Annotated in this window: 19 protein-coding genes and 1 tRNA gene; 13 read left to right on the top strand and 7 right to left on the bottom strand. The window is 70.7% G+C overall.

The annotated features are described in order from the left end of the window. Positions 1-22: 22 nt before the first annotated feature. Together pyk and MILUP08_RS24805 are read left to right on the top strand one after the other, a co-directional pair. Positions 23-1,471, top strand: a complete 1,449-nt coding sequence (gene pyk / locus MILUP08_RS24810) for a pyruvate kinase (RefSeq protein ID WP_007462842.1) — start codon at positions 23-25, stop codon at positions 1,469-1,471. Further along, entirely contained in the window at positions 1,468-2,352 is an 885-nt protein-coding gene (locus MILUP08_RS24805) for an acyl-CoA thioesterase (RefSeq protein ID WP_007462841.1), read from the top strand. The genes pyk and MILUP08_RS24805 overlap by 4 nt, the downstream gene beginning before the upstream one ends. Before the next feature lie 25 nt (positions 2,353-2,377). Here the strand turns inward: MILUP08_RS24805 and MILUP08_RS24800 are convergent, their stop codons facing one another. Then, the gene (locus MILUP08_RS24800) at positions 2,378-3,040 is read right to left on the bottom strand and encodes a YceI family protein (RefSeq protein ID WP_007462840.1); all 663 of its coding nucleotides are present in this window, start codon (positions 3,038-3,040) and stop codon (positions 2,378-2,380) included. Positions 3,041-3,275: 235 nt separating this feature from the next. On the opposite strand from MILUP08_RS24800, the gene MILUP08_RS24795 reads away from it, so the two are divergent. Together MILUP08_RS24795 and MILUP08_RS24790 are read left to right on the top strand one after the other, a co-directional pair. Then, on the top strand, positions 3,276-3,740 hold the full coding sequence (locus MILUP08_RS24795) for an RrF2 family transcriptional regulator (protein ID WP_007462839.1): 465 nt from the start codon (positions 3,276-3,278) through the stop codon (positions 3,738-3,740). Positions 3,741-3,982: 242 nt separating this feature from the next. Beyond that, on the top strand, positions 3,983-5,038 hold the full coding sequence (locus tag MILUP08_RS24790) for a sulfite exporter TauE/SafE family protein (RefSeq protein WP_007462838.1): 1,056 nt from the start codon (positions 3,983-3,985) through the stop codon (positions 5,036-5,038). A 446-nt stretch (positions 5,039-5,484) separates the two neighbouring features. Here the strand turns inward: MILUP08_RS24790 and MILUP08_RS24785 are convergent, their stop codons facing one another. Continuing rightward, positions 5,485-6,924, bottom strand: a complete 1,440-nt coding sequence (locus MILUP08_RS24785; protein WP_237747187.1) for a pyridoxal-dependent decarboxylase — start codon at positions 6,922-6,924, stop codon at positions 5,485-5,487. A gap of 237 nt (positions 6,925-7,161) precedes the next feature. Between MILUP08_RS24785 and MILUP08_RS24780 the strand changes: the two genes are divergently transcribed. Next, positions 7,162-9,432, top strand: a complete 2,271-nt coding sequence (locus MILUP08_RS24780; RefSeq protein ID WP_007462836.1) for a rhamnogalacturonan lyase family protein — start codon at positions 7,162-7,164, stop codon at positions 9,430-9,432. Between the two features lie 199 nt (positions 9,433-9,631). Here the strand turns inward: MILUP08_RS24780 and MILUP08_RS24775 are convergent, their stop codons facing one another. Then, entirely contained in the window at positions 9,632-10,675 is a 1,044-nt protein-coding gene (locus tag MILUP08_RS24775) for an LLM class flavin-dependent oxidoreductase (RefSeq protein WP_007462835.1), read from the bottom strand. An 86-nt stretch (positions 10,676-10,761) separates the two neighbouring features. Next, positions 10,762-11,241: an Lrp/AsnC family transcriptional regulator gene (locus MILUP08_RS24770; protein WP_007462834.1), complete on the bottom strand. Its 480-nt coding sequence runs from the start codon at positions 11,239-11,241 to the stop codon at positions 10,762-10,764. 83 nt (positions 11,242-11,324) lie between these two features. Here MILUP08_RS24770 and MILUP08_RS24765 point away from each other — a divergent pair, with 83 nt between their 5' ends. After that, on the top strand, positions 11,325-12,503 hold the full coding sequence (locus MILUP08_RS24765; protein WP_007462833.1) for a trans-sulfuration enzyme family protein: 1,179 nt from the start codon (positions 11,325-11,327) through the stop codon (positions 12,501-12,503). Here the strand turns inward: MILUP08_RS24765 and MILUP08_RS24760 are convergent, their stop codons facing one another. The 3 genes from MILUP08_RS24760 to MILUP08_RS24750 all read right to left on the bottom strand — a co-directional run bounded on the left by MILUP08_RS24760 (position 12,504) and on the right by MILUP08_RS24750 (position 14,132). Continuing rightward, positions 12,504-13,154 carry an NAD-dependent epimerase/dehydratase family protein gene (locus tag MILUP08_RS24760; protein ID WP_007462832.1) on the bottom strand — a complete coding sequence of 217 codons (651 nt, stop codon included), beginning with the start codon at positions 13,152-13,154 and terminating at the stop codon, positions 12,504-12,506. A 113-nt stretch (positions 13,155-13,267) separates the two neighbouring features. Then, complete coding sequence (locus MILUP08_RS24755; RefSeq protein ID WP_237747183.1) at positions 13,268-14,002, bottom strand: transcriptional regulator; 735 nt, start codon at positions 14,000-14,002, stop codon at positions 13,268-13,270. Positions 14,003-14,049: 47 nt separating this feature from the next. Continuing rightward, positions 14,050-14,132, bottom strand: a tRNA-Leu gene (locus MILUP08_RS24750). Between the two features lie 84 nt (positions 14,133-14,216). Here MILUP08_RS24750 and MILUP08_RS24745 point away from each other — a divergent pair. From MILUP08_RS24745 to MILUP08_RS24715, 7 genes are all read left to right on the top strand, one after another. Continuing rightward, positions 14,217-14,840, top strand: coding sequence for an ANTAR domain-containing response regulator (locus tag MILUP08_RS24745; RefSeq protein WP_039906600.1), 624 nt, complete (start codon positions 14,217-14,219; stop codon positions 14,838-14,840). Between the two features lie 57 nt (positions 14,841-14,897). After that, a complete protein-coding gene (locus MILUP08_RS24740) occupies positions 14,898-16,085 on the top strand; it encodes a hypothetical protein (RefSeq protein WP_007462826.1) in 1,188 nt (395 codons plus the stop codon). 352 nt (positions 16,086-16,437) lie between these two features. Next, positions 16,438-17,589 (top strand): branched-chain amino acid ABC transporter substrate-binding protein, encoded by a 1,152-nt coding sequence (locus tag MILUP08_RS24735; RefSeq protein WP_007462822.1) that lies wholly within the window; start codon positions 16,438-16,440, stop codon positions 17,587-17,589. A gap of 66 nt (positions 17,590-17,655) precedes the next feature. Continuing rightward, on the top strand, positions 17,656-18,639 hold the full coding sequence (locus MILUP08_RS24730; RefSeq protein WP_007462820.1) for a branched-chain amino acid ABC transporter permease: 984 nt from the start codon (positions 17,656-17,658) through the stop codon (positions 18,637-18,639). Further along, the gene (locus tag MILUP08_RS24725; protein ID WP_007462817.1) at positions 18,636-19,793 is read left to right on the top strand and encodes a branched-chain amino acid ABC transporter permease; all 1,158 of its coding nucleotides are present in this window, start codon (positions 18,636-18,638) and stop codon (positions 19,791-19,793) included. Before MILUP08_RS24730 ends, MILUP08_RS24725 begins: the two co-directional genes overlap by 4 nt. 16 nt (positions 19,794-19,809) lie before the next feature. After that, complete coding sequence (locus tag MILUP08_RS24720) at positions 19,810-20,727, top strand: ABC transporter ATP-binding protein (RefSeq protein ID WP_039908747.1); 918 nt, start codon at positions 19,810-19,812, stop codon at positions 20,725-20,727. Further along, complete coding sequence (locus MILUP08_RS24715) at positions 20,714-21,427, top strand: ABC transporter ATP-binding protein (protein WP_007462813.1); 714 nt, start codon at positions 20,714-20,716, stop codon at positions 21,425-21,427. The genes MILUP08_RS24720 and MILUP08_RS24715 overlap by 14 nt, the downstream gene beginning before the upstream one ends. The last annotated feature ends 45 nt before the right edge of the window (positions 21,428-21,472 follow it).

Raw genomic sequence — 21,472 nt, 5'->3', positions numbered from 1 at the left:
ACCTGAAGGAGAGACTAGCCTGATGGGCGTGACACGCCGCGCGAAGATCGTCTGCACTCTTGGTCCCGCCACCTCGTCCCCGGAGCGCATCCGGGGCCTCGTCGAGGCCGGCATGAACGTGGCGAGGCTCAACTTCAGCCACGGCAGCCACGCCGACCACGAGGCGGTCTACCGACTGGTCCGGGAGGCGTCCGAGGCGGCCGGCAAGCCGGTCGCCATCCTCGCCGACCTGCAGGGCCCCAAGATCCGGCTCGGTCGGTTCGCCGACGGCCCGCACGAGTGGCGCACCGGTGACTCCGTCGTGATCACCGGCGACGACGTCATCGGCACCAAGGAGCGGGTCTCCTGCACCTACACGAAGCTGCCGCACGAGGTGAAGCCCGGTGACCGCCTGCTGATCGACGACGGCCGGGTCGCCGTCGAGGTCACCGACGTCACCGGCAACGACATCCGCTGCCTGGTCACCGAGGGCGGCCCGGTCTCCAACAACAAGGGCGTCTCGCTGCCCAACGTGGCGGTCAGCGTGCCCGCCATGTCGGACAAGGACGCCGAGGACCTGCGCTTCTCCCTGGGGCTCGGCGTCGACCTGGTCGCGCTGTCCTTCGTGCGCTCGGCCGAGGACATCAAGCTCGTCCACAACATCATGGCCGAGGAGGGCGTGTACCGCCCGGTGCTGGCCAAGGTCGAGAAGCCGGAGGCCGTGGAGCACCTGGAGGCCATCGTGCTGGCCTTCGACGGTGTCATGGTCGCTCGGGGCGACCTCGGCGTGGAGATGCCGCTGGACGAGGTCCCGCTGGTGCAGAAGCGGGCCGTGCAGCTGTGCCGGGAGAACGCCAAGCCGGTCATCGTGGCCACCCAGATGCTCGACTCCATGATCGAGAACTCGCGTCCCACCCGGGCGGAGGCCTCCGACGTGGCGAACGCGGTGCTCGACGGCGCCGACGCGGTGATGCTCTCCGGCGAGACAAGCGTCGGCAAGTACCCGGTGCTGACCGTCAGCACCATGGCCAAGATCGTTACGACGACCGAGGCCGGCTCGATCGGCGTGCCCCGGCTGCAGCACGACCCGCGTACCCACGGCGGCGCGCTCACCGTGGCCGCCTCGTCGATCGCCCGGGCCATCAACGCCAAGGCGCTTGTCGCCTTCTCGCAGACCGGCGACACCGTCCGGCGGCTCTCCCGCCTGCACTGCGACCTGCCGCTGCTGGCGTTCACGCCGGTCCCCGAGGTGCGTGACCAGCTCGCCCTGACCTGGGGCGTGGAGACCTTCCTCATGCCGTTCGTGCAGCACACCGACGACATGTTCCGCCAGGTCGACCAGGCGCTGCTCGGCCTCGACCGGGCCAACCCCGGTGACTACGTGGTGATCGTGGCGGGCAGCCCGCCCGGCACCCCCGGCTCGACCAACACGCTGCGCGTACACCAGCTCGGCTCGCTGGTCGACGCGGCGTCGGCGCGGGCGCTGCAGTGAGCGACGGTCGGGTCGCGGTCGGCCAGGCAGCGGTCGACCAGCTGCTGGAAGTGCTGGACCTCGACCCGACCGGGGACATGACCTTCCGGGGGATGAGCCCCCCGGTCGGCCCACAACGGGTGTACGGCGGCCAGGTTGCCGGTCAGGCCCTGGTCGCCGCCGGCCGCACGGTGGATCCGGAGCGGTTCGTGCACTCGCTGCACGGCTACTTCGTCCGCCCCGGCGACCCGGTCGAGCCGATCGAGTACCAGGTGGAGAACATCCGCGACGGCCGGTCCTTCTCGGTGCGCCGGGCGGTCGCCCTCCAGCACGACAAGCCGATCTTCTTCATGTCGGCGTCGTTCCAGCGGACCGAGGACGGGTTGGACCACCAGGCCCCCGCGCCGCTTGACGTGCCCGCCCCGCAGGACGTGCCGACGATGTCCGACCGGCTCGCCCGCTACCCCGAGCGCCTGGGCATCTGGGGGCAGATCCCCCGCCCGATCGACGTGCGCTACGTGGGGGAGCCCGGTTGGGTCCGCCCCGGCGACCGGCCGGCCGACCCGCACCAGCGGGTCTGGATGCGCATCGACGGCAAGCTGCCCGACGACCCGCTGCTGCACGCGTGCGCGCTCACGTACGCCTCGGACCTCACCCTGCTCGACTCGGTGCTCTCCGTGCACGGCGAGGTGTGGGGGCCGGGCGGTGTGGTCGGCGCGAGCCTGGACCACGCGCTGTGGTTCCACAGGCCGTTCCGCGCCGACGAGTGGTTCCTCTACGACTGCTGGAGCCCGTCGGCGTCCGGCGCGCGGGGCCTGGCCACCGGCCGGATGTTCACCACCGACGGCCGGCAGATCGCCAGCGCCGTGCAGGAGGGTCTGCTGCGCCGCGTCGGCGCCTGACCCGCCGCGACGGGCCGTCGGCCGGTCACGCCTCGTGGATCGCCTCGCCGGCGATTTCGATCTGCACGGTCTTCCCGACCAGAACGCCGCCGCTCTCCAGCGCGACATTCCAGAGCAGGCCGTAGTCCTCCCGGTTGATCTCGGCGGTCGCGCTGAATCCGAAGATGTTCTGCCCGTACGGATCACGACGGGCACCGCCGAAATTCACCTGCAGGTCCACCGCGCGGGTGATCCCCTTTACGGTCAACTCGCCGGTGAGCACGAATCGACCGGGCTCGGACTGCGGCGGGGGATTGTGACTTCTGCCTCTTCCGCCGAGTCGGTGGTTTCGCAGCCGTGCCCAGTAGAAAATCGGGTCCTCACTGCTCTGCCAGTTAATGCCCGTGCTTCGATATTCGAGCGTGGGATAACGCTCCACGTCGAGGAAGTCGGCGCTTTTCAGGTGGGTGTCCCGATCGACGCTCCCGGTGGCGATGCTCGCGGCCTGGATGGTGGCGGTCACCCCGGAGCGCAGCGGATCCTCCGCCACGAAGATCTCCGCTGTCGCCTCGGCGAACTCGCCGCGTACGGGGCTCACCATCATGTGGCGGGACAGGAAACCGATCCGCTTGTGCGCCTGATCGAGGCGATAGGTGCCGGCGACCGGGATGGTCATGCCATCCCAGGTGCGTGTGGCGACATCGGTCATCGTGTTGCCTTCCCCCCGGGTGGAACCGGGTGTTTATCAATGTCCTGCCCGAGCCCTCGCATCCGGTCCGGCAGTCATACTGCCCGCCCAGCATAAGGACGCGTGAAATCAGCTTTCCGGGCCCCACCGGGTAGTGGATCACGGCATCCGACCTTATTTGCTATTCGTCGATGCGTGACCGATCGGCCGAGGGTCGCCGACCCGGCCGGATGACCTGCGGGCTAACCTTGCCGGCATGCGTCTCTCCGCCCGGGTCGACTATGCCCTCCGCGCGGCCGCCGAACTCGCCGCGACGGCCAGTGGCCCCGGGCGGGGACGGCCCGTCACCGCCGACCAGATCGCGCGTGCGCAGGAGATCCCGCCGAAGTTCCTGGAGAGCATCCTGCTGCAACTGCGTCGGGGTGGCATCGTGCACGCCCAGCGCGGCCCGGAGGGCGGCTACTGGTTGGCCCGCCCGGCCGAGGAGATCTCCCTCGCCGAGGTGATCCGGGTGATCGACGGACCGCTCGCGCACGTCCGGGGACAGCGTCCCGAACAGCTCGGCTACCACGGCCCGGCCCGTGCCCTGCAGGAGGTCTGGATCGCGCTGCGCGCCAGCGAGCGGGAGATCCTTGAACTGGTGAGCGTCGCCGACGTGGCCGCCGGCACACTGCCGGCGCGGGTCACCGAACTGGCCGCCGACCCGCGCGCCTGGATCTGACCGCGCCCGCGCGCCTGGATCTGACCGCGCCCGCGCGCCTGGACCTGACCGCGCCCCGCGCCTGCGCCGACCCGCTCCCCGTGCCTCGCGCTCTGCGCTGACGCGCTCCCTCGCGCTGACCGCCCCGGTCGCGGCGTCGACCCGTCGGCGTCCCATCCACCGATCAGACACTTGACCCGGGCCCTGCCGTGGCGCATTGTCGACCAAGTCGATAGGAGATACCGAAAAGTCAGGGGGCGCTCGTGCGCAAGCTGCTGGTTCTCGCTCTGGTCGGGCTCGCCGCGCAGCTGGTCGACGGCTCGCTCGGGATGGCGTACGGGCTGACCTCGTCCACTCTGCTGCTGGTCGTCGGGGTCGCGCCGGCCGCCGCCTCGGCCTCGGTGCACCTGGCCGAGATCGGCACCACCTTCGCCGCGGGCGTGGCGCACTGGCGGTTCGGCAACGTCGACTGGCGGGTGGTGTCCCGCATCGCGCTGCCCGGCGCGATCGGAGCGTTCGCCGGCGCCACCCTGCTCAGCTCGATCTCGACCAGGTCGGCCGCGCCGTGGATGGCCGGCATCCTGTTCACGCTCGGCGCGTACCTGCTGGTCCGATTCTCCCGACCGCTGCGCACCGACCGGATCGGCGGGCGGCTGCGCGGTCGCTTCCTCGGCCCGCTCGGCCTGGTCGCCGGCTTCGTCGACGCCACCGGCGGCGGTGGTTGGGGCCCGGTGGCCACTCCGGCGCTGCTGGTCTCCGGCCGCCTGGAGCCGCGCAAGGTGATCGGCTCGGTCGACACCGCCGAGTTCGTGGTGGCGGGAGCGGCAAGCGTCGGCTTCCTGATCGGGCTGGGCACCGAAGGGTTCCTGCTGCCCACCGTCCTCGCCCTGCTGATCGGCGGGCTCATCGCCGCTCCGCTGGCCGCCTGGTTGGTGCGCATCGTCCCGGCCCAACTGCTCGGCGCGGCCGTCGGCGGCGTGATCGTGCTGACGAACGCCCGCACCCTGATCCGCTCGGCCGAGCTGAACGGCCCGGTCCGCCCCGCGCTCTACGCCCTGCTGGCCGCCGGCTGGCTGGCCGCGCTGGTGTTCGCCGTGCGGGCCCTGCGCCGCGCCCGCGTCACCGCCAGCACCACTGAGGCGGCAACCGCAGCCACGACCGTCGCTGAGGCCGCGCCCGTGACCGCGAGCAAGGCCGTGACCGCGAGCAGGGCCGTGACCGAGGCCGTGACCGACACCCCGAGCGGCCATGCGGCCGAGCCGCACGGCGGCAGCGTCCCGGCCGGCCTGGGGGGCACCGGTACGTCGTCCGCCCGCTGAACCCCGCGGCCGGCCACCGGGTGCCGCCCCGAGCCGTTGTCACCGTGCGTGGCGGTCGGTCATCTGCCCAGAAGGGCCGCCGCGTCCTTTGCTCTGCTTACCCCCACGCAACACTCCGCTGAGCTGCCAGCTTTCCCGACGGGACGCTCCTTCGCCGCGCCCCGGCCGGTGACTGTAAGTGGCTGTTGCGTCAGGGTAAGCAGAGCAAAGGACGCGCACCAGGTGTCGGCTGGCGCTCGGGTGAGCGCGCCGGCGCGGTCCGGTCGGCCCTGGGCGGGTGGGCGCACTGACGGTCCGGTCGGCCCTGGGCGGGTGGGCGCACTGACGGTCCCGTCGGCCCTGGGCGGGTGGGCGCACTGACGGTCCCGTCGGCCCTGGGCGGGTGAGCGCGCCGGCGGTCCGGTCGGCCCCGGGCGGGTGAGCGGTCGTCGTGGGGGCCGGGAAAGTCAGGGGGTGACAAGGTCCTTGGCGGCGTCGGTCAGCAGTGTCCAGGCCTCGTCGACGTGCGTCTCGGTGCTCTGTGGTGAGCCCACCGCCAGTCGCAGCACGTACCGGCCGCCGACCCGGGTGTGCGTCAACAACACCCGTCCGGTGCGGTTCACCCGCGCCAGCAGCTCGGCGTTGGTGTCGTCGTCGGCGCGCAGCCGGAAACAGACAAGCGAGAACGGGTGCGCCGCGGCCAGCTCGAACCGGTCGTCCGCGCGGACCCGGTCGGCGAACCGGGCGGCAAGCGCCACCCCGGAGCGGATGTGCGCCCGCAGCCCCTCGGCGCCGTACCAGCGCAGCACGAACCACAGCTTCAGCGCTCGGAAGCGGCGACCCAACGGCACCTGCCAGTCCCGGTAGTCGATCACCGCCCCGGATTCGGAGGCGGCGTTGCGCAGGAACTCCGGGAGCACGGTCAGCGCCTCGATCAGCTCGCCGCGGTCGGCCACCCAGAACGCGTCGCAGTCGAAGCCGGTGAGCAGCCACTTGTGCGGGTCGAAACAGTAGGAGTCGACGTACTCCAGGCCGGCGTGCGACCAGCGCAGCTCGGGGCAGACGGCGGCGGCGCCCGCGTACGCGGCGTCCACGTGCAGCCAGATCCCGTACTCGGCGCAGATCGCCCCGATCTCGGGCACCGGATCGACGGCGGTGGTGGAGGTGGTGCCGATGGTGGCGACCACGATGGTGGGCACGTCCCCGGCGGCCAGATCCGCCTCGATCGCGGCCCGCAGAGCGTCCGGGCGCAGCGCCTGGGTGTCCGGGTCCACGTCGATCGACCGGATCCCGTCGGCGCCCAGCCCGGCAATCCGCACGGCCTTCTCGATGGAGGAGTGCCCGTGCACGGAGGTGTACGCGCGGTAGCGCCGGTCGACGCCGGTGACGCGCCAGCGGCCCGCGCTGGCGCGGTGCAGCGCGGCCAGGGTGGCCACAAGCGTCGCCGAGGAGGCCGAGTCCTGGATGACGCCGCCACCGGCGCCTGTCGACCGGAAGCGTTGCGGCAGGTCGAGCAGCTGGGCCAACCAGTCCATCATGACCGTCTCCAGCTCGGTGCAGGCCGGGCTGGTGGCCCACAGCATGCCCTGCACACCGAGGCCGGAACTGACCAGGTCACCGAGCAGGCTCGGGCCGGAGGTGTTCGCGGGGAAGTAGCCGAAGAAGCCGGGGTGCTGCCAGTGGGTCAGTCCCGGTAGGACGATCGCGTCCAGGTCGGCGAGGAGCGCCTCGACCGACTCGCCGCCGGTGGTGGGCGGCACGCTGGGCAGGGCCTTCGCCACCGTTCCGGGCGGGTCGGCCGGGGCGACCGGCCGCTGGTGCAGTGTCGACCAGTAGTCGGCGATCCAGTCGACGACGGCGTGGCCGGCGCGGCGGAACTCGTCCGGGTCCATGTGCGGGGCGCTCACCCGTACGAGTTGATCAGGCATCGCACCGCGGGGCAAGAGCGCACGGTGTGACGGTCGTCGATATTGCGCAGCGGAAAGCGCTTGCCCTACGATGCGGCTGAGCCGGATCCGTGAGTTCCAGGGCGTTCATCCCGACCAGATCGCCGTTCGTCGCCACCGCGGCGGGCCGTTCACCGTGCTTCCCGGGCAGGGCAGGTGGACCACAGCGGTCATCACCGGATCCTCCGGAGGCAGTTCATGCACCCGTCCAGACAACGGCTGATCCTGCTGGCCGCGTCGACGGCCGCCGCCGTCGTGGCCGGCACCGTCGGCACGGTCGTCGCCTCGGCCGCCGCCGTCGGCTGTCGCGTCGACTACCAGGTCACCAACTCGTGGCAGGGCGGCTTCGGCGCCAACGTCACCATCACCAACCTCGGCGAGGAGGTCAACGGCTGGGCGCTCACCTGGTCGTACGCCGCCGGCCAGCAGGTCGCCCAGGCGTGGAGCGCCACCGTCACCCAGTCCGGTGCCCAGGTGACCGCGCGCAACGTCGACTACAACGGCGTCCTCGCCACCAACGGCACCGCCTCGTTCGGGTTCAACGCCTCGTGGACGAGCAGCAACCCGGCGCCGACCAGCTTCGCGCTCAACGGCGTCACCTGCACCGGGGCGCCGGCCACCGACGGCCCGACCACGCCGCCACCGACCACGCCACCGCCCACGACGCCACCCCCGACCACGCCACCCCCGACCACGCCGCCGCCCACCACGCCTCCGGCCGGGGCGAAACAGATGGAGGACCTGGACCGAGGGTTGATCAGCGTCCGCTCCGGCAGCGGCAACCTGGTGTCCTGGCGGCTGCTCGGCACCGAGACCTCAGGCGTGGCGTTCAACCTCTACCGGGGCTCGACCAGGGTCAACGCCACCCCGATCACCGGCGCGACCTCCTACCTCGACAGCGGCGCGGCGGCCGGGTCGGCGTACACCGTGCGGGCCGTGGTGGGCGGCGCCGAGCAGGCGGCGTCCGCTTCGGCCCTGCAGTTCGCCAACGGCTACCTGGACGTGCCGTTGCAGGTGCCGGCCGGCGGCACCACCCCCAGCGGGGAGAGCTACACCTACAGCGCCAACGACGCCTCAGTCGGCGACCTCAACGGCGACGGCACCTACGAGATCGTGCTCAAGTGGGATCCGTCGAACGCCAAGGACAACTCCCAGTCCGGCTACACCGGCAACGTCTACGTCGACGCGTACACCCTGACCGGCAGCCGGCTGTGGCGGATCGACCTGGGCCGCAACATCCGCGCCGGCGCCCACTACACCCAGTTCCAAGTGTACGACTACGACGGCGACGGCCGCGCCGAGGTGGCCATGAAGACCGCCGACGGCACCCGCTCCGGCACCGGCCAGCTCATCGGTTCGTCGTCGGCGGACTACCGCAACTCCAGCGGCTACGTGCTCTCCGGCCCGGAGTACCTGACCATGTTCAACGGTCAGACCGGCGCGGTGCTCTCCACAGTCAACTACGACCCACCGCGCGGCACCGTGTCGTCCTGGGGCGACTCGTACGGCAACCGGGTCGACCGGTTCCTTGCCGGCACCGCCTACCTGGACGGGCAGCGCCCGTCGCTGATCATGGCTCGGGGCTACTACACCCGCGCGGTGATCGCGGCCTGGGACTTCCGCAACGGCACGCTCACCAAGCGCTGGACGTTCGACTCGAACTCGTCCGGCAACGGCGCCGCCGCCGGCCAGGGCAACCACCAGCTCTCCGTGGCCGACGTCGACGCCGACGGCCGCCAGGAGATCGTGTACGGCGCCGCCACCATCGACGACAACGGTCGGTTGCTCTACTCGACGGGCAACGGGCACGGCGACGCGATGCACGTCGGGGACCTCGACCCGGGCCGCGCCGGCCTGGAGGTGTTCAAGGTCGACGAGGACGGGAGCAAGCCCAGCTCCTGGTTCGCCGACGCCCGTACCGGTCAGATCCTGTGGTCCACGCCGGCCTCCGGCGACAACGGCCGGGGTGTCTCCGCGGACATCTGGGCGGGCAGCCCGGGTGCGGAGTCGTGGTCGGCGGCGGTCTCCGGCCTGGCCAACACCCGCGGGCAGAACGTGGGGCGCAAGCCGTCGTCGATGAACTTCCTCGCCTGGTGGGACGGTGACCCGGTCCGCGAGCTGCTGGACGGCACGAAGATCGACAAGTACGGCACCGGCGGCGAGACCCGGCTGCTCACCGGCAGTGACGTGGCGTCGAACAACGGCACCAAGTCCACGCCGGCGCTCTCCGGCGACATCCTCGGCGACTGGCGCGAGGAGGTGATCTGGCGAACCAGCGACAGTCGGGCGCTGCGCATCTACAGCACACCCACCCCGACCAGCACCCGGATCTACACGCTGATGCACGACCCGCAGTACCGCGTGGCGATCGCGTGGCAGAACACCGCCTACAACCAGCCGCCACACCCGGGGTTCTTCATCGGCGACGGAATGAGCAGCCCACCGACCCCGAACATCTACCTACGCTGATCTAACCCTGGCGGTCCTGATCGGGTTCGCCTAAGGTGGCAGGCACCGGGCCGCAGCCGCGGAATCCGCACAGCTCCGGCCCGGTGCTCCACACCGCGGCATTCCCGACCCGTCCCGACCGGGAATGCCGTACCACCACCGGCACCAACATTAGGCACCGTCCGGGTCGCGGGGGTGACGCTGACGTGAAGATCGTGTTTCACGCGTCCCGGCGCAGACCCCCCGCCACCTGCTCGGCGATCAACTCGTACGACCGCACCCGGTCCTTCACGTCGTAGACCAGGGTGGTGAGCATCAGTTCGTCCGCGCCGGTGCGCTCCTGCAACTCCGTCAGCTGCCGGCGCACCGTCTCCGGCGAGCCCAGCGCCTGACCGTCGCGCCGCTGCAGCACGAACTCCCGCTCGATCTCCGTGTACGGGTACGCCGCCGCCTCGTCGGGCGTCGACAGCGGCTCCGGTCGACCGGAGCGCAGCTTCAGGAACGACAGCGCGCTCGGCCCGGCCAACCACTCGGCCCGCTCGTCGGTCTCGGCGCACACCGCGTTGACCGCCACCATCGCGTACGGCTTGTCCAACCACTGCGACGGCCGGAAGTTCTGCCGGTACAGGGCCAGCGCCGGCAGCGTGTTCGCGGAGCTGAAGTGGTGCGCGAAGGAGAACGGCAGGCCCAGCAGGCCGGCGAGTTGGGCGCTGAAGCCGCTGGAGCCGAGCAGCCACACGGCCGGCTGCTCACCGCGACCCGGGGTGGCGATGATCTGCCCCGGCTTCTCCCCGCTGAAGTAGTTCATCAGGTCCGTCAGCTCACGCGGGAAACCCTCCGCCGACAGGCCCTCCATGGTGCGCCGCAACGCCAGCGCGGTCACCTGGTCGGTGCCCGGGGCCCGCCCGATGCCCAGGTCGATCCGACCGGGGTGCAGCGCCTCCAGGGTGCCGAACTGCTCGGCCACCACCAGCGGCGCGTGGTTGGGCAGCATCACCCCGCCCGAGCCGAGGCGGATCGTCGACGTGTTCGCGGCGAGGTGCGCCAGCAGCACCGCGGGCGCGGAGCTGGCGATCGCCGGCATGTTGTGGTGCTCGGCCACCCAGAACCGGTGGTAGCCCAGCTCCTCGGTGCGCCGGGCCAGCTCGGTGGTGGCCTGCAACGCCGCGCCGGCGGTGGTCCCCTTGGCGACCGGGGCAAGATCAAGAACAGACAACGGTACGGTGATCACACGCAGTGCCAACTCCCCGGCCTGCCCGTTCATTCCACGGGCCTGCGCTCACCCCCGTCCCGTGGGCCTGCGCTCACCCCCGTCCCGGGCCTGCGCTCACCCCCGTCCCGGGCCTGCGCTCAGCCCATCCCGCGGGCCTGCTCGAAGATCAGGCTGGTCTGTGTGTGCTGCACCACCGGGTCGACCGCGAGATGGTCCAGCACGAAGTCCCGTAGCGCGTCACCCGACGCCGCCCGCACGTGCAGCACGTAGTCCTCCGCGCCGGCCACGTGGAACACCGACACCACCCCGGGCAGGCGCACCGACCGGGCCCGGAACGCGTCTACTGCCGCCCGCTCGTGCGCGGTCAGCCGCACCGACACCAACGCCTGCAACGGCAGACCCAGCGCGGCCGGATCCACCTCCGCGTGGAAACCCCGGATCGCCCCGCGCTCGCGCAACGCCCGCGTCCGCGTCAGACACGTCGACGGCGCCACCCCCACCCGCTCGGCGAGCGCGTTGTTCGGCAACCGGCCGTCCGCCGCCAACTCGGCGAGGATCGCGCGGTCCACCTCGTCCAGGGCCGGATACGGCCGCACTTCGTTCGGCTCAGGGGGCATCCGACCATCCTCTACCGAACGTCTCGACGAAGCCAGCGCCCGGACCAGAATTATCCACCAACCCATTGCCCCGTCGGCACCGGATGTTCGACGCTACCGCCATGACGACGGTGGACACCCGGGCCGTACACGCCGGCCGCGACGACCTGCGCACGCTCGGCGTGCACGTGCCACCGATCGACCTCTCCACCACCAACCCACTGCCCTCGGTCGACGACGGCGGCAACGCCTACGAACAACTCGCCACCGGCGGCACCCTCCCCGCCGACGGCAGCGCCGTCTACCAGCGGCTGTGGAACCCCACGGTCGCCCGCTTCGAAACCGCCCTCGCCGAGTTGGAGGGCACCGCCCAGGCCGTCGCCTTCGCCAGCGGCATGGCCGCCCTCACCGCCACCCTCCTCGCCGCCACCCGCGACGGCCAGCGCCACATCGTCGCCGTCCGACCCCTCTACGGCGGTACCGACCACGTCCTCGCCGGCGGCCTGCTCGGCACCACGGTCACCTGGGCCCACCCCGACCAGGTCGTCAACGCTATCCGCCCCGACACCGCGCTGGTCGTCATCGAGACGCCCGCCAACCCCACCCTCGACCTCGTCGACATCGCCGCCCTCGCCACCGCCGCCGGCGACGTACCAGTGCTCGTCGACAACACCGTCGCCACCCCCGTGCTCCAACAGCCCGCCCGGCACGGCGCCACCCTCGTGCTGCACAGCGCCACCAAGAGCATCGGCGGGCACGGCGACGTCCTCGCCGGCGTCGTCGCCTGCGACGCCGACTGGGCCGTCCGACTGCGTCAGGTCCGCGCCGTCACCGGCGCGATCCTGCACCCCCTCGGCGGCTACCTCCTGCACCGCGGCCTGCAGACCCTGCCGCTGCGGGTCCGCGCCCAACAGGCCACCGCCGAGAAACTCGCCGGCTGGCTCGCCGACCACCAGGCCGTACACCGGGTGCACCACCCCTCGGTGTACGACCCGGCGGCGCTTGTCGGCCGGCAGATGGCCGGCCCCGGCAGCCTGCTCGCCTTCGAGGTACGCGGCGGCGCGCCCGCCGCCGCGACCGTCGCCGCCGCCTGCCGGCTGATCACCCACGCCGTGTCCCTCGGCGGCGTGGACACCCTCATCCAGCACCCCGCCTCGCTTACCCACCGGCCCGTCGAGGGCGACGCCAAACCCGACGGCGCGCTGCTACGCCTCTCCGTCGGCCTGGAAGACCCCGACGACCTGCGCGCCGACCTCGCCCAGGCGCTCGACATGATCGCCTGATCAGCGCAGCTCGCGGTTACCCAGCACCCGGGTCGGCGAGCCCTCCCGGGCCACCCGCAGCATCGCCCGACCGATCCCGTCCGTGGTGGTGACCTGGTTGGGGAAGAGCCGGCGCAGCACCGGGACCAGCGGACTGGTCGCCGCGTAGAGCACCCGGTACCACCGCGTCCTCGACACCACCCCGTACGTCGGCTGGATGAAACCCGGTCGCGCCGCGTACCCGTTGGGCAGCAGGTCGATGATCGCGTTCTCGGCGCGCCCCTTGACCCGTGCCCACATCACCCGGCCCCGCTCCGACGAGTCGGTGCCCACGCCCGAGACGTAGATGAACGTCACCTGCCGACTCACCTCGGCCAGCACCCGCGCCGCGGCGAGGGGATAGTCGTAGCTGATCCGCGTGTACGCCGCCTCGTCCAGGCCCAACGACGAGACCCCCAGGCAGTAGAAGCACGCGTCGACGCCTGTCAACTCCGCGCGGACCGCCTCCAGGTCACCCACGTCGGGCACCGTCAGCTCCCGCAGCTTCGGATCCTGCCGACCGGTCGGCCGCCGGCCGACGGTGACCACCTCCCGCACGTCCTCGGCGAGCAGGCACTCCCGCAGCACGCCCTGGCCGACCATCCCGGTCGCACCGAAAATGACCACCCGCATCGGATTCCGCTCCTGTCGTCGACGCCGCCCCCGCCTCCGGGTCAGGCTCGCACGCGCCGCACGGCCGCCGCTGCCCGGGCAGTGCCGCGATCACCGACAGGGCGCGCGAAGGGTCAGGACTTCGGGCCGACGTGCCGGTCCAGCGCGGCGACCGCGTCGCGTCGTGCCACCGAAAGCGAGTTGCGGCGGTTCATCCGCCAGGCGATGCCGAGCAGGTCGAGGGCCCACTGGCAGAGCCCCATGATGTCGCTCGACTCGTTGACGAACATGTAGCGCGGGTAGACGTACTCCTTGCCACGCACCGTTACCCGGTTGGCGATGCGGCAGCCGTCGGAGTGGAACAGCCCGCGCAGGAAGTGGCCCGCATGGCTCTCGACGATCGGTCGTTGCCAGTCGGTCAGGACGATCGGGCGGTCGTGCTTCTTGCCGGGCCCGTGCTGGGGGAGCAGGCAGGGCCAGTGCTTTCCGCTGCTCTCGACCGAGATGCAGCCATGCTTGGGGATCCGTTGCACACGAGCGGCGAGCACCGCGAGCATTGCCGCCTCGCACGCGTCGACGAGATTCGGATAGACCGCCGTGCAGGCGATCCGAAGCACGGGCACCTTCGGTGAGACGGCCAAGTGACCGTCACCTAGGTAGAGACCGAGCAGGTAGGCGTAGGCGGCGGGGTCGGTCGGATTCTCGACATCCGGGAGGCAGCGGAAGCACCGCAGCTCGGTGCCGAGCCGCGCCCGTTCTGGTCGGTCTACACACCAGTGCCAGACCGTGGCGTACGGCAGGGAAAGCGTGCGGGCTACTGCGTGGATGGTGTCTCCGCGAGCGCGGAGAGCGCGGGCTCGCGCCCGCATCTGCGGTGGATGCACGTTCGCATCATCGAACAGGTGTATGACAAGAGTGCCGGGAGCGGGATTCGAACCCGCAAGCCCTTTCGGGCAGAAGTGTTTGAGACTTCCGTGTATGCCGTTCCACCATCCCGGCCGGTGCCGGCCTACTGTACCCGACTACGCTCATGCGGGAGCATGGGTGGTAACCGTGCAGTGTTGACTGGTGGGGGTAGGGCTGGTGGCTGAGATGCCGACGGATGCCGAGCGTAGGCGCGTACTGATCGCCGAGGACGAGGCGTTGATCCGGCTGGACCTCGCCGAGATGCTTGTCGAAGAGGGCTACGAGGTGGTGGGGGAGGCCGGCGACGGCGAGACCGCCGTACGCCTGGCCGAGGAGTTGAAGCCCGACCTCGTCATCCTCGACATCAAGATGCCGATCATGGATGGGCTGGCCGCCGCCGAGCGGATCGCCGGCGCCCGGATCGCCCCGGTGATCATCCTGACCGCGTTCAGCCAGCGGGACCTGGTGGAGCGGGCGCGGGCGGCGGGCGCGATGGCGTACCTGGTGAAGCCCTTCCAGAAGAGTGACCTGGTCCCGGCGGTGGAGATCGCGCTGTCGCGCTACTCGGAGGTCGCGGCCCTGGAGGCGGAGGTCGCGAGCCTGACCGACCGTCTGGAGATCCGTAAGACGGTGGAGCGCGCCAAGGGCGCGCTGATGACGACGTACGGGATGACCGAGCCGCAGGCGTTCAAGTGGATCCAGCGCACGGCGATGGACCACCGGATGACCATGAAGGAGGTCGCCGAGCGGATCCTCACGGAGACCGCCGGCGGCGAGGTGCCGCAGCAGCCCACCGTCTGAACGCGTCTGCCCTGCTCGGGGTCACCGCGCACGCCCGATGGTGGTTAGCATCGAAGCGTGTCCCTCCGACGGGTGATTGCGGTGTTCGGCCTCTTCGCGCTGCTGCTCGCCGGCTGTGACGGGTCGGCCGCGTCGAGCGGCGACCGGGCGTCCGCTGCCGCCGCGCCCGCGCTGCGGCCTGCGTGGCAGGCGTTGACGCTGCCGGCGCCGCCGGGTGGCGCGGGCCGCCTGTTGGTGCGGGACGTGGCGGCGTGCGCGGGCCGGTGGTTCCTGGTCGGTGGTGTCGCGGACGCGGCTGGCGGCACGCGCCCGGCGGCCTGGACCAGCGTGGACGGTACGGCGTGGACGGTGCTGCCGGTGCGGGCGGATTCGTTCTACGGCAAGCAGAACGTGCTCTCGTCGGTGGCGTGCCGCGACGGTCGGGCCGCGGTGATCGGCGCGAAGGTCGGCGGGGCGCACGGCAATCCGCGGGTGAGCACGTGGCGGCAGGCGGCCGACGGCGCGCTGATTGAGGTCCAGGCGTCGTTCGAGACGTACGGCGGGCCGAAGGCGGTGAACGTGTCCCGCCTGGCGGCGGGTCCCTCGGGCTGGTTGATCGTGGGCAACCGTTCGGCGGGTGCGGCCTCGTGGGTGTCGTCACCGGCGGCGGCGGAGTTCGCGCTGGTGGAGGGCGCGCCGGGGCTGGCGAGTGACGCCACCGGGGTGACCTGGGCCTTCGATGCCGCGGCGACGTCGTCGGGTTGGCTGGCGGTGGGTGGTCTGCTGCCCGCCGGCCGGATCGACCGGGACCCCGCGGTGTGGTCGTCGCCGGACGGGCGGTCGTGGCAGCGCACGGTGCTGCCGGGTGGTCCGGAGTACGAGGAGTTGCAGCGGGTGGTGCTCGCCGGTGGTGTGCCGGTGGCGGTCGGGCTGCGGGGGGCGACGTTCGGCGCGTGGCGTCAGGAGGCGGCCGGCTGGGTGACGGCGGGGGCGTTCGGTCGGCGGTCGGGGGCGGGGGTGCCTCAGGTGGCGTCGCTGGTGGCCTCCGGTGATCGGCTGTTCGCCGCGGTGACGGACGGTGCGCGTTACTCGGTGTGGGTGTCGACGGACCGGGGTGGGTCGTGGCGGGAGGCCGCGTTGCCGCTGGACGTGGCGGCGGGTGCCGACCGTGATGTGGCGCTGGTGGCGGTGGGTGACCGGTGGTGGTTGGCGGTGGACGACGGTTCGCGATCCGGGTTGTGGTGGGCGGACGGGGTGGGCGCCTGAGGGTGGGTGCGGTGCCGCAGGGCTACCCATCGTTGTTTCCGCAGGTCAGGTGGCTGTTCGGTGGGATTCGCCGGTCCGGATGGGTGTGGGCGTGCTCCGACCGGCCGCGGGCTTAAGGACCGATCGACGGATTCACCTGTTACGGGCATCGACAGGATTGCCCACGTCTTCGTAACGGTTTCGCAGACCCCGCGTCCAGGCCTTCCGGGACGGTATGCGGTGTCGGTACGCTCCGCCATCACGAGCCGTTACGCAGGGGGCGTCCCTGCGGGGTGGGTGGATCTGCGGTCTGCGTGCTGTCGCCGTCACTACGGGTCAGCCGCCGTCCGCATCTGGAGGAGGTCAGGAAGCCGTGAGGCGAAGCTATGTACGGGCGCTGGGTACCGTTGCGCTCGCCGCGACCCTTGTGGTCGCGGCTGGTTGCCAGGACACCGGTGGCGGTGACGGTGGGACCGCGTCCGGTGACTGCGGTGGCAAGATCGCGATCTTCGGCGCGTTCACCGGTGACAACGCGGGTCTGGTGATCCCGTCGCTCAACGGCGCGAAGCTCGCCGTGAAGCAGTTCAACGAGGCGAACCCGAACTGCAAGGTCACCATGCAGGAGTTCGACACCCAGGGTGACCCGGCCGTGGCGACCCCGTTCGCGAACCAGATCGCTGGTGACAACTCGTTCCTCGGTGTCATCGGTGGTCACTTCTCCGGTGAGTCGGACGCCACGATGCCGATCTACCAGGCCGCTGGCCTGGCCATGGTCAGCCCGTCGGCGACCCGGTCGGACCTGACCCAGAAGGGCAACACGTCCTTCTACCGGGTGGTCGGCAACGACAGCACGCAGGCCGGCGCGGTGGCGAGCTACCTGAAGGCGCAGAACGCGCAGAAGGTCTTCATGGTCGACGACGCCAGCGCGTACGGCGCGGGCATCACGGATGAGCTGGGCAAGCAGCTCGGCCCGCTGGTGGTCAACAAGGACAAGATCCAGGAGCGGCAGGCGCAGTTCGACGCCACCATCTCCAAGATCAAGTCGGCGAAGGCGGACTTCGTCTTCTACGGCGGTTACACCCGCGAGGCCGCGCCCCTGGTGAAGCAGATGCGCGCCGCCGGTGTCCAGGCCAAGTTCGTCGGCCCGGACGGTCTGTACGACCCGGCGTTCCCGAAGGGTGCCTCCGGTGGCGCCGAGGGCGCGATCATCACCTGCCCGTGCCTCCCGCCCGACAAGGCCGGCGGCACCTTCTCCGCCGACTACCAGAAGGAGTACGGCATCGCGCCGGGTTCCTACGGTGCGGAGGGCTTCGACGGCGCCAAGGTCTACCTGGACGCCTTCAAGGACGGCAAGAAGACCCGGGCGGACATCCTGGCGTACGTGAAGGCGTACGACAAGCAGGGCGTGTCGAAGTACATCAAGTTCGACTCCAAGGGCGACGTCGACCCGTCGAAGGTCGTCATCTGGGCCTACCAGATCAAGGGCGAGGCCATCGAGCCGCTGCAGGAGCTCAAGCTCAGCTGACGCCAAGGCGATGGAGTGCGGCCGGGGTGGATCACCCCGGCCGCACTCGATTCAAGGAGACCCCCGGTGCATTTCGATGAACTGATCGGTCATCTCGGCCAGCACACGGTCGATGGCCTTTCCAAGGGCGCCATCTACGCCCTGATCGCCCTTGGCTACACACTCGTCTATGGCGTCCTTCGTCTGATCAACTTCGCGCACTCCGAGGTCTTCATGGTCGGCACCTTCGCGGTGCTGATCCTGTGGAACCAGCTCGGAGTGGAAAATAACCCCCCTGTCGGCCAGGCGATCCTGTTCCTGGTGCTCGGCCTCATCGTCGCGGCGGTCGCCTCGGGCGGTACGGCTCTGGCGCTGGAGCGGGTCGCGTACCGGCCGCTGCGGCGTAAGAACGCGCCGCCGCTGATCTTCCTGATCACCGCGATCGGTCTGTCGCTGGTGTTCGTGGAGCTCTTCGGGCAGGTGCTGCCCAAGCTGTTGGGTGGCGTGCTGCCGGACGTGTTCGGCCGGCCCCGGCAGATCGTCGGTATGCCGACGATCATCGAGCAGAAGACCCTGTTCACGATCGGCAACACGGGGATCACGAACATCCAGCTGATCGTGTTCGTCGCTGCTGTGGCGATGATGGCGCTGCTGGACTGGTTCATCAACCGCACCCGGTACGGCCGGGGCGTGCGCGCGGTGGCGCAGAACCCGGAGACGGCCGCGCTGATGGGCGTCAACCAGGAGCGCGTCATCATGCTGATCTTCGTGCTGGGCGGCATCATGGCCGGCGCCGCGGCTCTGCTGTGGAGCATGCGGTTCGGGTTCACCCAGAACAGCATCGGCTTCGTGCTCGGTCTGAAGGCGTTCACCGCCGCGGTCCTGGGCGGCATCGGTAACCTGCGCGGCGCGCTGCTGGGTGGCCTCTTCCTCGGCATCGTCGAGGTGTACGGCGCCACGCTCTTCGCGTCCAACTGGGAGGACGTCATCGCCTTCGTGGTGCTGATCGTGGTGCTGATGTTCCGGCCGACCGGTCTGTTGGGCGAGTCGCTCGGGAGGGCCCGCGCATGATCAACAAGATTCGCTCCGCCGATCAGCGCCGGGTGACGCTGCTGACCGGCATCGGCGACCGCTGGCGGGCGCTCACGAAATGGCAGCAGGCCCTCGGGCTGGCCGCCTTCGTGGCGATCCTCTACTACCTGCCGCTCCTCGGCATTCCGGGCCTGACCTGGCTGCGGACCGACTCGATCCAGGGCGGCAACAACTGGGCGGGCGTGCTCTTCGTCTGCGCCATCTACGTGCTGGTCGCGATCGGCCTGAACGTGGTGGTCGGTCTCGCCGGCCTGCTCGACCTGGGCTACATCGGCTTCTTCGCCATCGGCGCGTACAGCGTGGCGTTGTTCGGTTCGGTGAACTCCCCGGTGGTGAAGTGGATCCAGCAGGAGTTCAACCTCCCGCCGACGTGGGCGGTGACCTGGGCGATCTGCCTGTTCATCGCGATCGTGCTGACCATGATCTCCGGGGTGCTGCTGGGCTGGCCGACGCTGCGGCTGCGCGGTGACTACCTGGCCATCGTGACGCTGGGCTTCGGTGAGATCATCCGCATCGTGGCCCGCAACGCCACAGGGCTCACCAACGGCCCGGTGGGCATCTCGGCCATCCCCGGCCCGGAGGGCGCGCCGTCGCCGGACAACAAGGTCTTCGGACTGATCGACGCGAAGCCCTGGTACTGGTTGGCGATCACGTTCGTGCTGATCATGGTCTTCCTGGTTCGCCGGCTGGAGCACAGCCGGGTCGGCCGGGCGTGGCTGGCGGTGCGCGAGGACGAGGACGCCGCCGCGGTGATGGGTGTGTACCCGTTCAAGTTCAAGCTCTGGGCGTTCGCCATCGGCGCGGCGCTCGGTGGCCTGTCGGGCTTCCTCTTCGGTAGCCGGAACGCGTTCATCGACCCGACCCAGTTCAACGCGAACCTGTCCATCCTCTTCGTGGCGATGGTGGTGGTCGGTGGCTCCGGCAACATGATCGGCGTCTCGCTCGGCGCGGTGCTGCTGGCGTACCTGCCGGAGCGGTTCCGCGACTTCGCCGACTACCGGTGGCTGGTCTTCGGTCTGGCCATGGTGCTGGTGATGATCCTGCGTCCGCAGGGTCTCGTGCCCAGCCGGCGGCGTGCCCGCGAGTTGTCCGACCGCGCGGCGGAGGCAGAGGAGGTGCCCGCTCGTGTCTGACCAGTCCACCAGCGCCGTGACGCCGAAGATCCCGACTCAGCCGGGGCCTCGGCAGGTGCTTCTCGAAGTCGACGACGTCACGCTCCGCTTCGGCGGCGTGGTCGCCCTCGACAAGATCAATTTCCAGATCTACGAGGGCGAGATCCTCGGCCTCATCGGGCCCAACGGCGCCGGCAAGACCACCAGCTTCAACGTGATGACCGGGGTCTACAAGCCGACGTCGGGCGCGGTCCGGTTCCGGGGTCAGAAGGTGACCGGCCGCAAGCCGCACCAGATCAGCCAGCTGGGCATCTCCCGGACGTTCCAGAACATCCGTCTCTTCCCGGAGATGACGGCGCTGGAGAACGTCATGGTCGGCACCGACTCCCGGCACAAGACAAGCGTGCCGGGCGCGCTGTTCCGGCTCTACCGGGTGCGACCCAAGCCGGAGGAGCTGCCGCAGGTCACCGCCGCGTCCGGGCTCGCCCGGACCTGGCAGCAGGTGCGCCTGTCGGCCGCCAAGATCTTCGGCCTGTCCCGGCACATCCTGGAGGAGCGGGCGGCCGAGTCCAAGGCGCTCGAGTTGCTGCGCTTCGTCGGGATCGCCGACCGGGCCAACGACGAGGCGCGCAACCTGCCGTACGGCTACCAGCGCCGGTTGGAGATCGCCCGCGCGCTGGCCACCGAGCCGAAGCTCATCTGCCTGGACGAGCCGGCCGCCGGCTTCAACCCGGCGGAGAAGGAGGAACTCCTCACCCTGATCCGTCAGATCCGGGACATGGGCCTGACCGTCCTGCTCATCGAGCACGACATGCGTCTGGTCATGGGTGTCACCGACCGGATCGTGGTGCTGGAGTTCGGCCGCAAGATCGCCGAGGGTGCGCCCGCGGAGGTCAGCCGCGATCCGAAGGTGATCGCCGCGTACCTGGGGGAGCCCGCTGATGACGCTGCTTGAGCTCGAGAACGTCGCGGTCGCGTACGGCCGGATCGAGGCGTTGCACGGGATCAGCCTCACCGTCAACGAGGGCGAGGTGGTGGCTCTGATCGGCGCGAACGGCGCCGGCAAGACCACCACGATGCGGGCCATCTCCGGAACCCGGGCGCTCACCAGCGGGAAGATCACCTTCAACGGTGAGGACATCAGCAAGCTCCGGGCCGACCTGCGGGTGGTGCGAGGGCTGTGTCAGTCGCCGGAGGGGCGGCAGATCTTCCCCGGCATGACGGTCATGGAGAACCTGGACATGGGGGCGTACACCCGGCGGGACTCCGCCGGCATCGCCGCCGACCTGGAGCGGGTGCTGACCCTCTTCCCACGGCTGGCCGAGCGACGCAAGCAGGCCGGCGGCACCCTCTCCGGCGGCGAGCAGCAGATGCTCGCGGTCGGCCGGGCGCTGATGAGCCGGCCGAAGTTGCTGTTGCTCGACGAGCCGTCGATGGGTCTGGCCCCGCTGGTGATCCGGCAGATCTTCGACATCATCACGGAGATCAACCAGCAGGGCACCACGATCCTGCTGGTCGAGCAGAACGCCCAGCAGGCGCTCTCCCGGGCACACCGCGGCTACGTGCTGGAGACCGGCCAGATCGTGAAGGAGGGGTCCGGTCAGGACCTCCTGCACGACCCGTCGGTCAAGGAGGCGTACCTCGGCGTGGCCTGAGCCACCGCATCCGGCGGCCGGTCGTCCCCTCGCGGGGGTGGCCGG

This window comes from Micromonospora lupini str. Lupac 08, from assembly GCF_000297395.2.
GTDB lineage: Bacteria > Actinomycetota > Actinomycetes > Mycobacteriales > Micromonosporaceae > Micromonospora > Micromonospora lupini.
Note: the sequence above shows the minus strand (reverse complement) of the source record. Positions and strands in the feature narration are given on the sequence as shown.

Coding starts and splice junctions, on each gene's coding strand:
- pyk (WP_007462842.1), top strand. CDS start 23: ATGGGCGTGACACGCCGCGCGAAGATCGTCTGCACTCTTGGTCCCGCC.
- MILUP08_RS24800 (WP_007462840.1), bottom strand. CDS start 3,040: ATGACCGATGTCGCCACACGCACCTGGGATGGCATGACCATCCCGGTC.
- MILUP08_RS24795 (WP_007462839.1), top strand. CDS start 3,276: ATGCGTCTCTCCGCCCGGGTCGACTATGCCCTCCGCGCGGCCGCCGAA.
- MILUP08_RS24780 (WP_007462836.1), top strand. CDS start 7,162: ATGCACCCGTCCAGACAACGGCTGATCCTGCTGGCCGCGTCGACGGCC.
- MILUP08_RS24775 (WP_007462835.1), bottom strand. CDS start 10,675: ATGAACGGGCAGGCCGGGGAGTTGGCACTGCGTGTGATCACCGTACCG.
- MILUP08_RS24770 (WP_007462834.1), bottom strand. CDS start 11,241: ATGCCCCCTGAGCCGAACGAAGTGCGGCCGTATCCGGCCCTGGACGAG.
- MILUP08_RS24765 (WP_007462833.1), top strand. CDS start 11,325: ATGTTCGACGCTACCGCCATGACGACGGTGGACACCCGGGCCGTACAC.
- MILUP08_RS24760 (WP_007462832.1), bottom strand. CDS start 13,154: ATGCGGGTGGTCATTTTCGGTGCGACCGGGATGGTCGGCCAGGGCGTG.
- MILUP08_RS24755 (WP_237747183.1), bottom strand. CDS start 14,002: ATGCGGGCGCGAGCCCGCGCTCTCCGCGCTCGCGGAGACACCATCCAC.
- MILUP08_RS24725 (WP_007462817.1), top strand. CDS start 18,636: ATGATCAACAAGATTCGCTCCGCCGATCAGCGCCGGGTGACGCTGCTG.
- MILUP08_RS24715 (WP_007462813.1), top strand. CDS start 20,714: ATGACGCTGCTTGAGCTCGAGAACGTCGCGGTCGCGTACGGCCGGATC.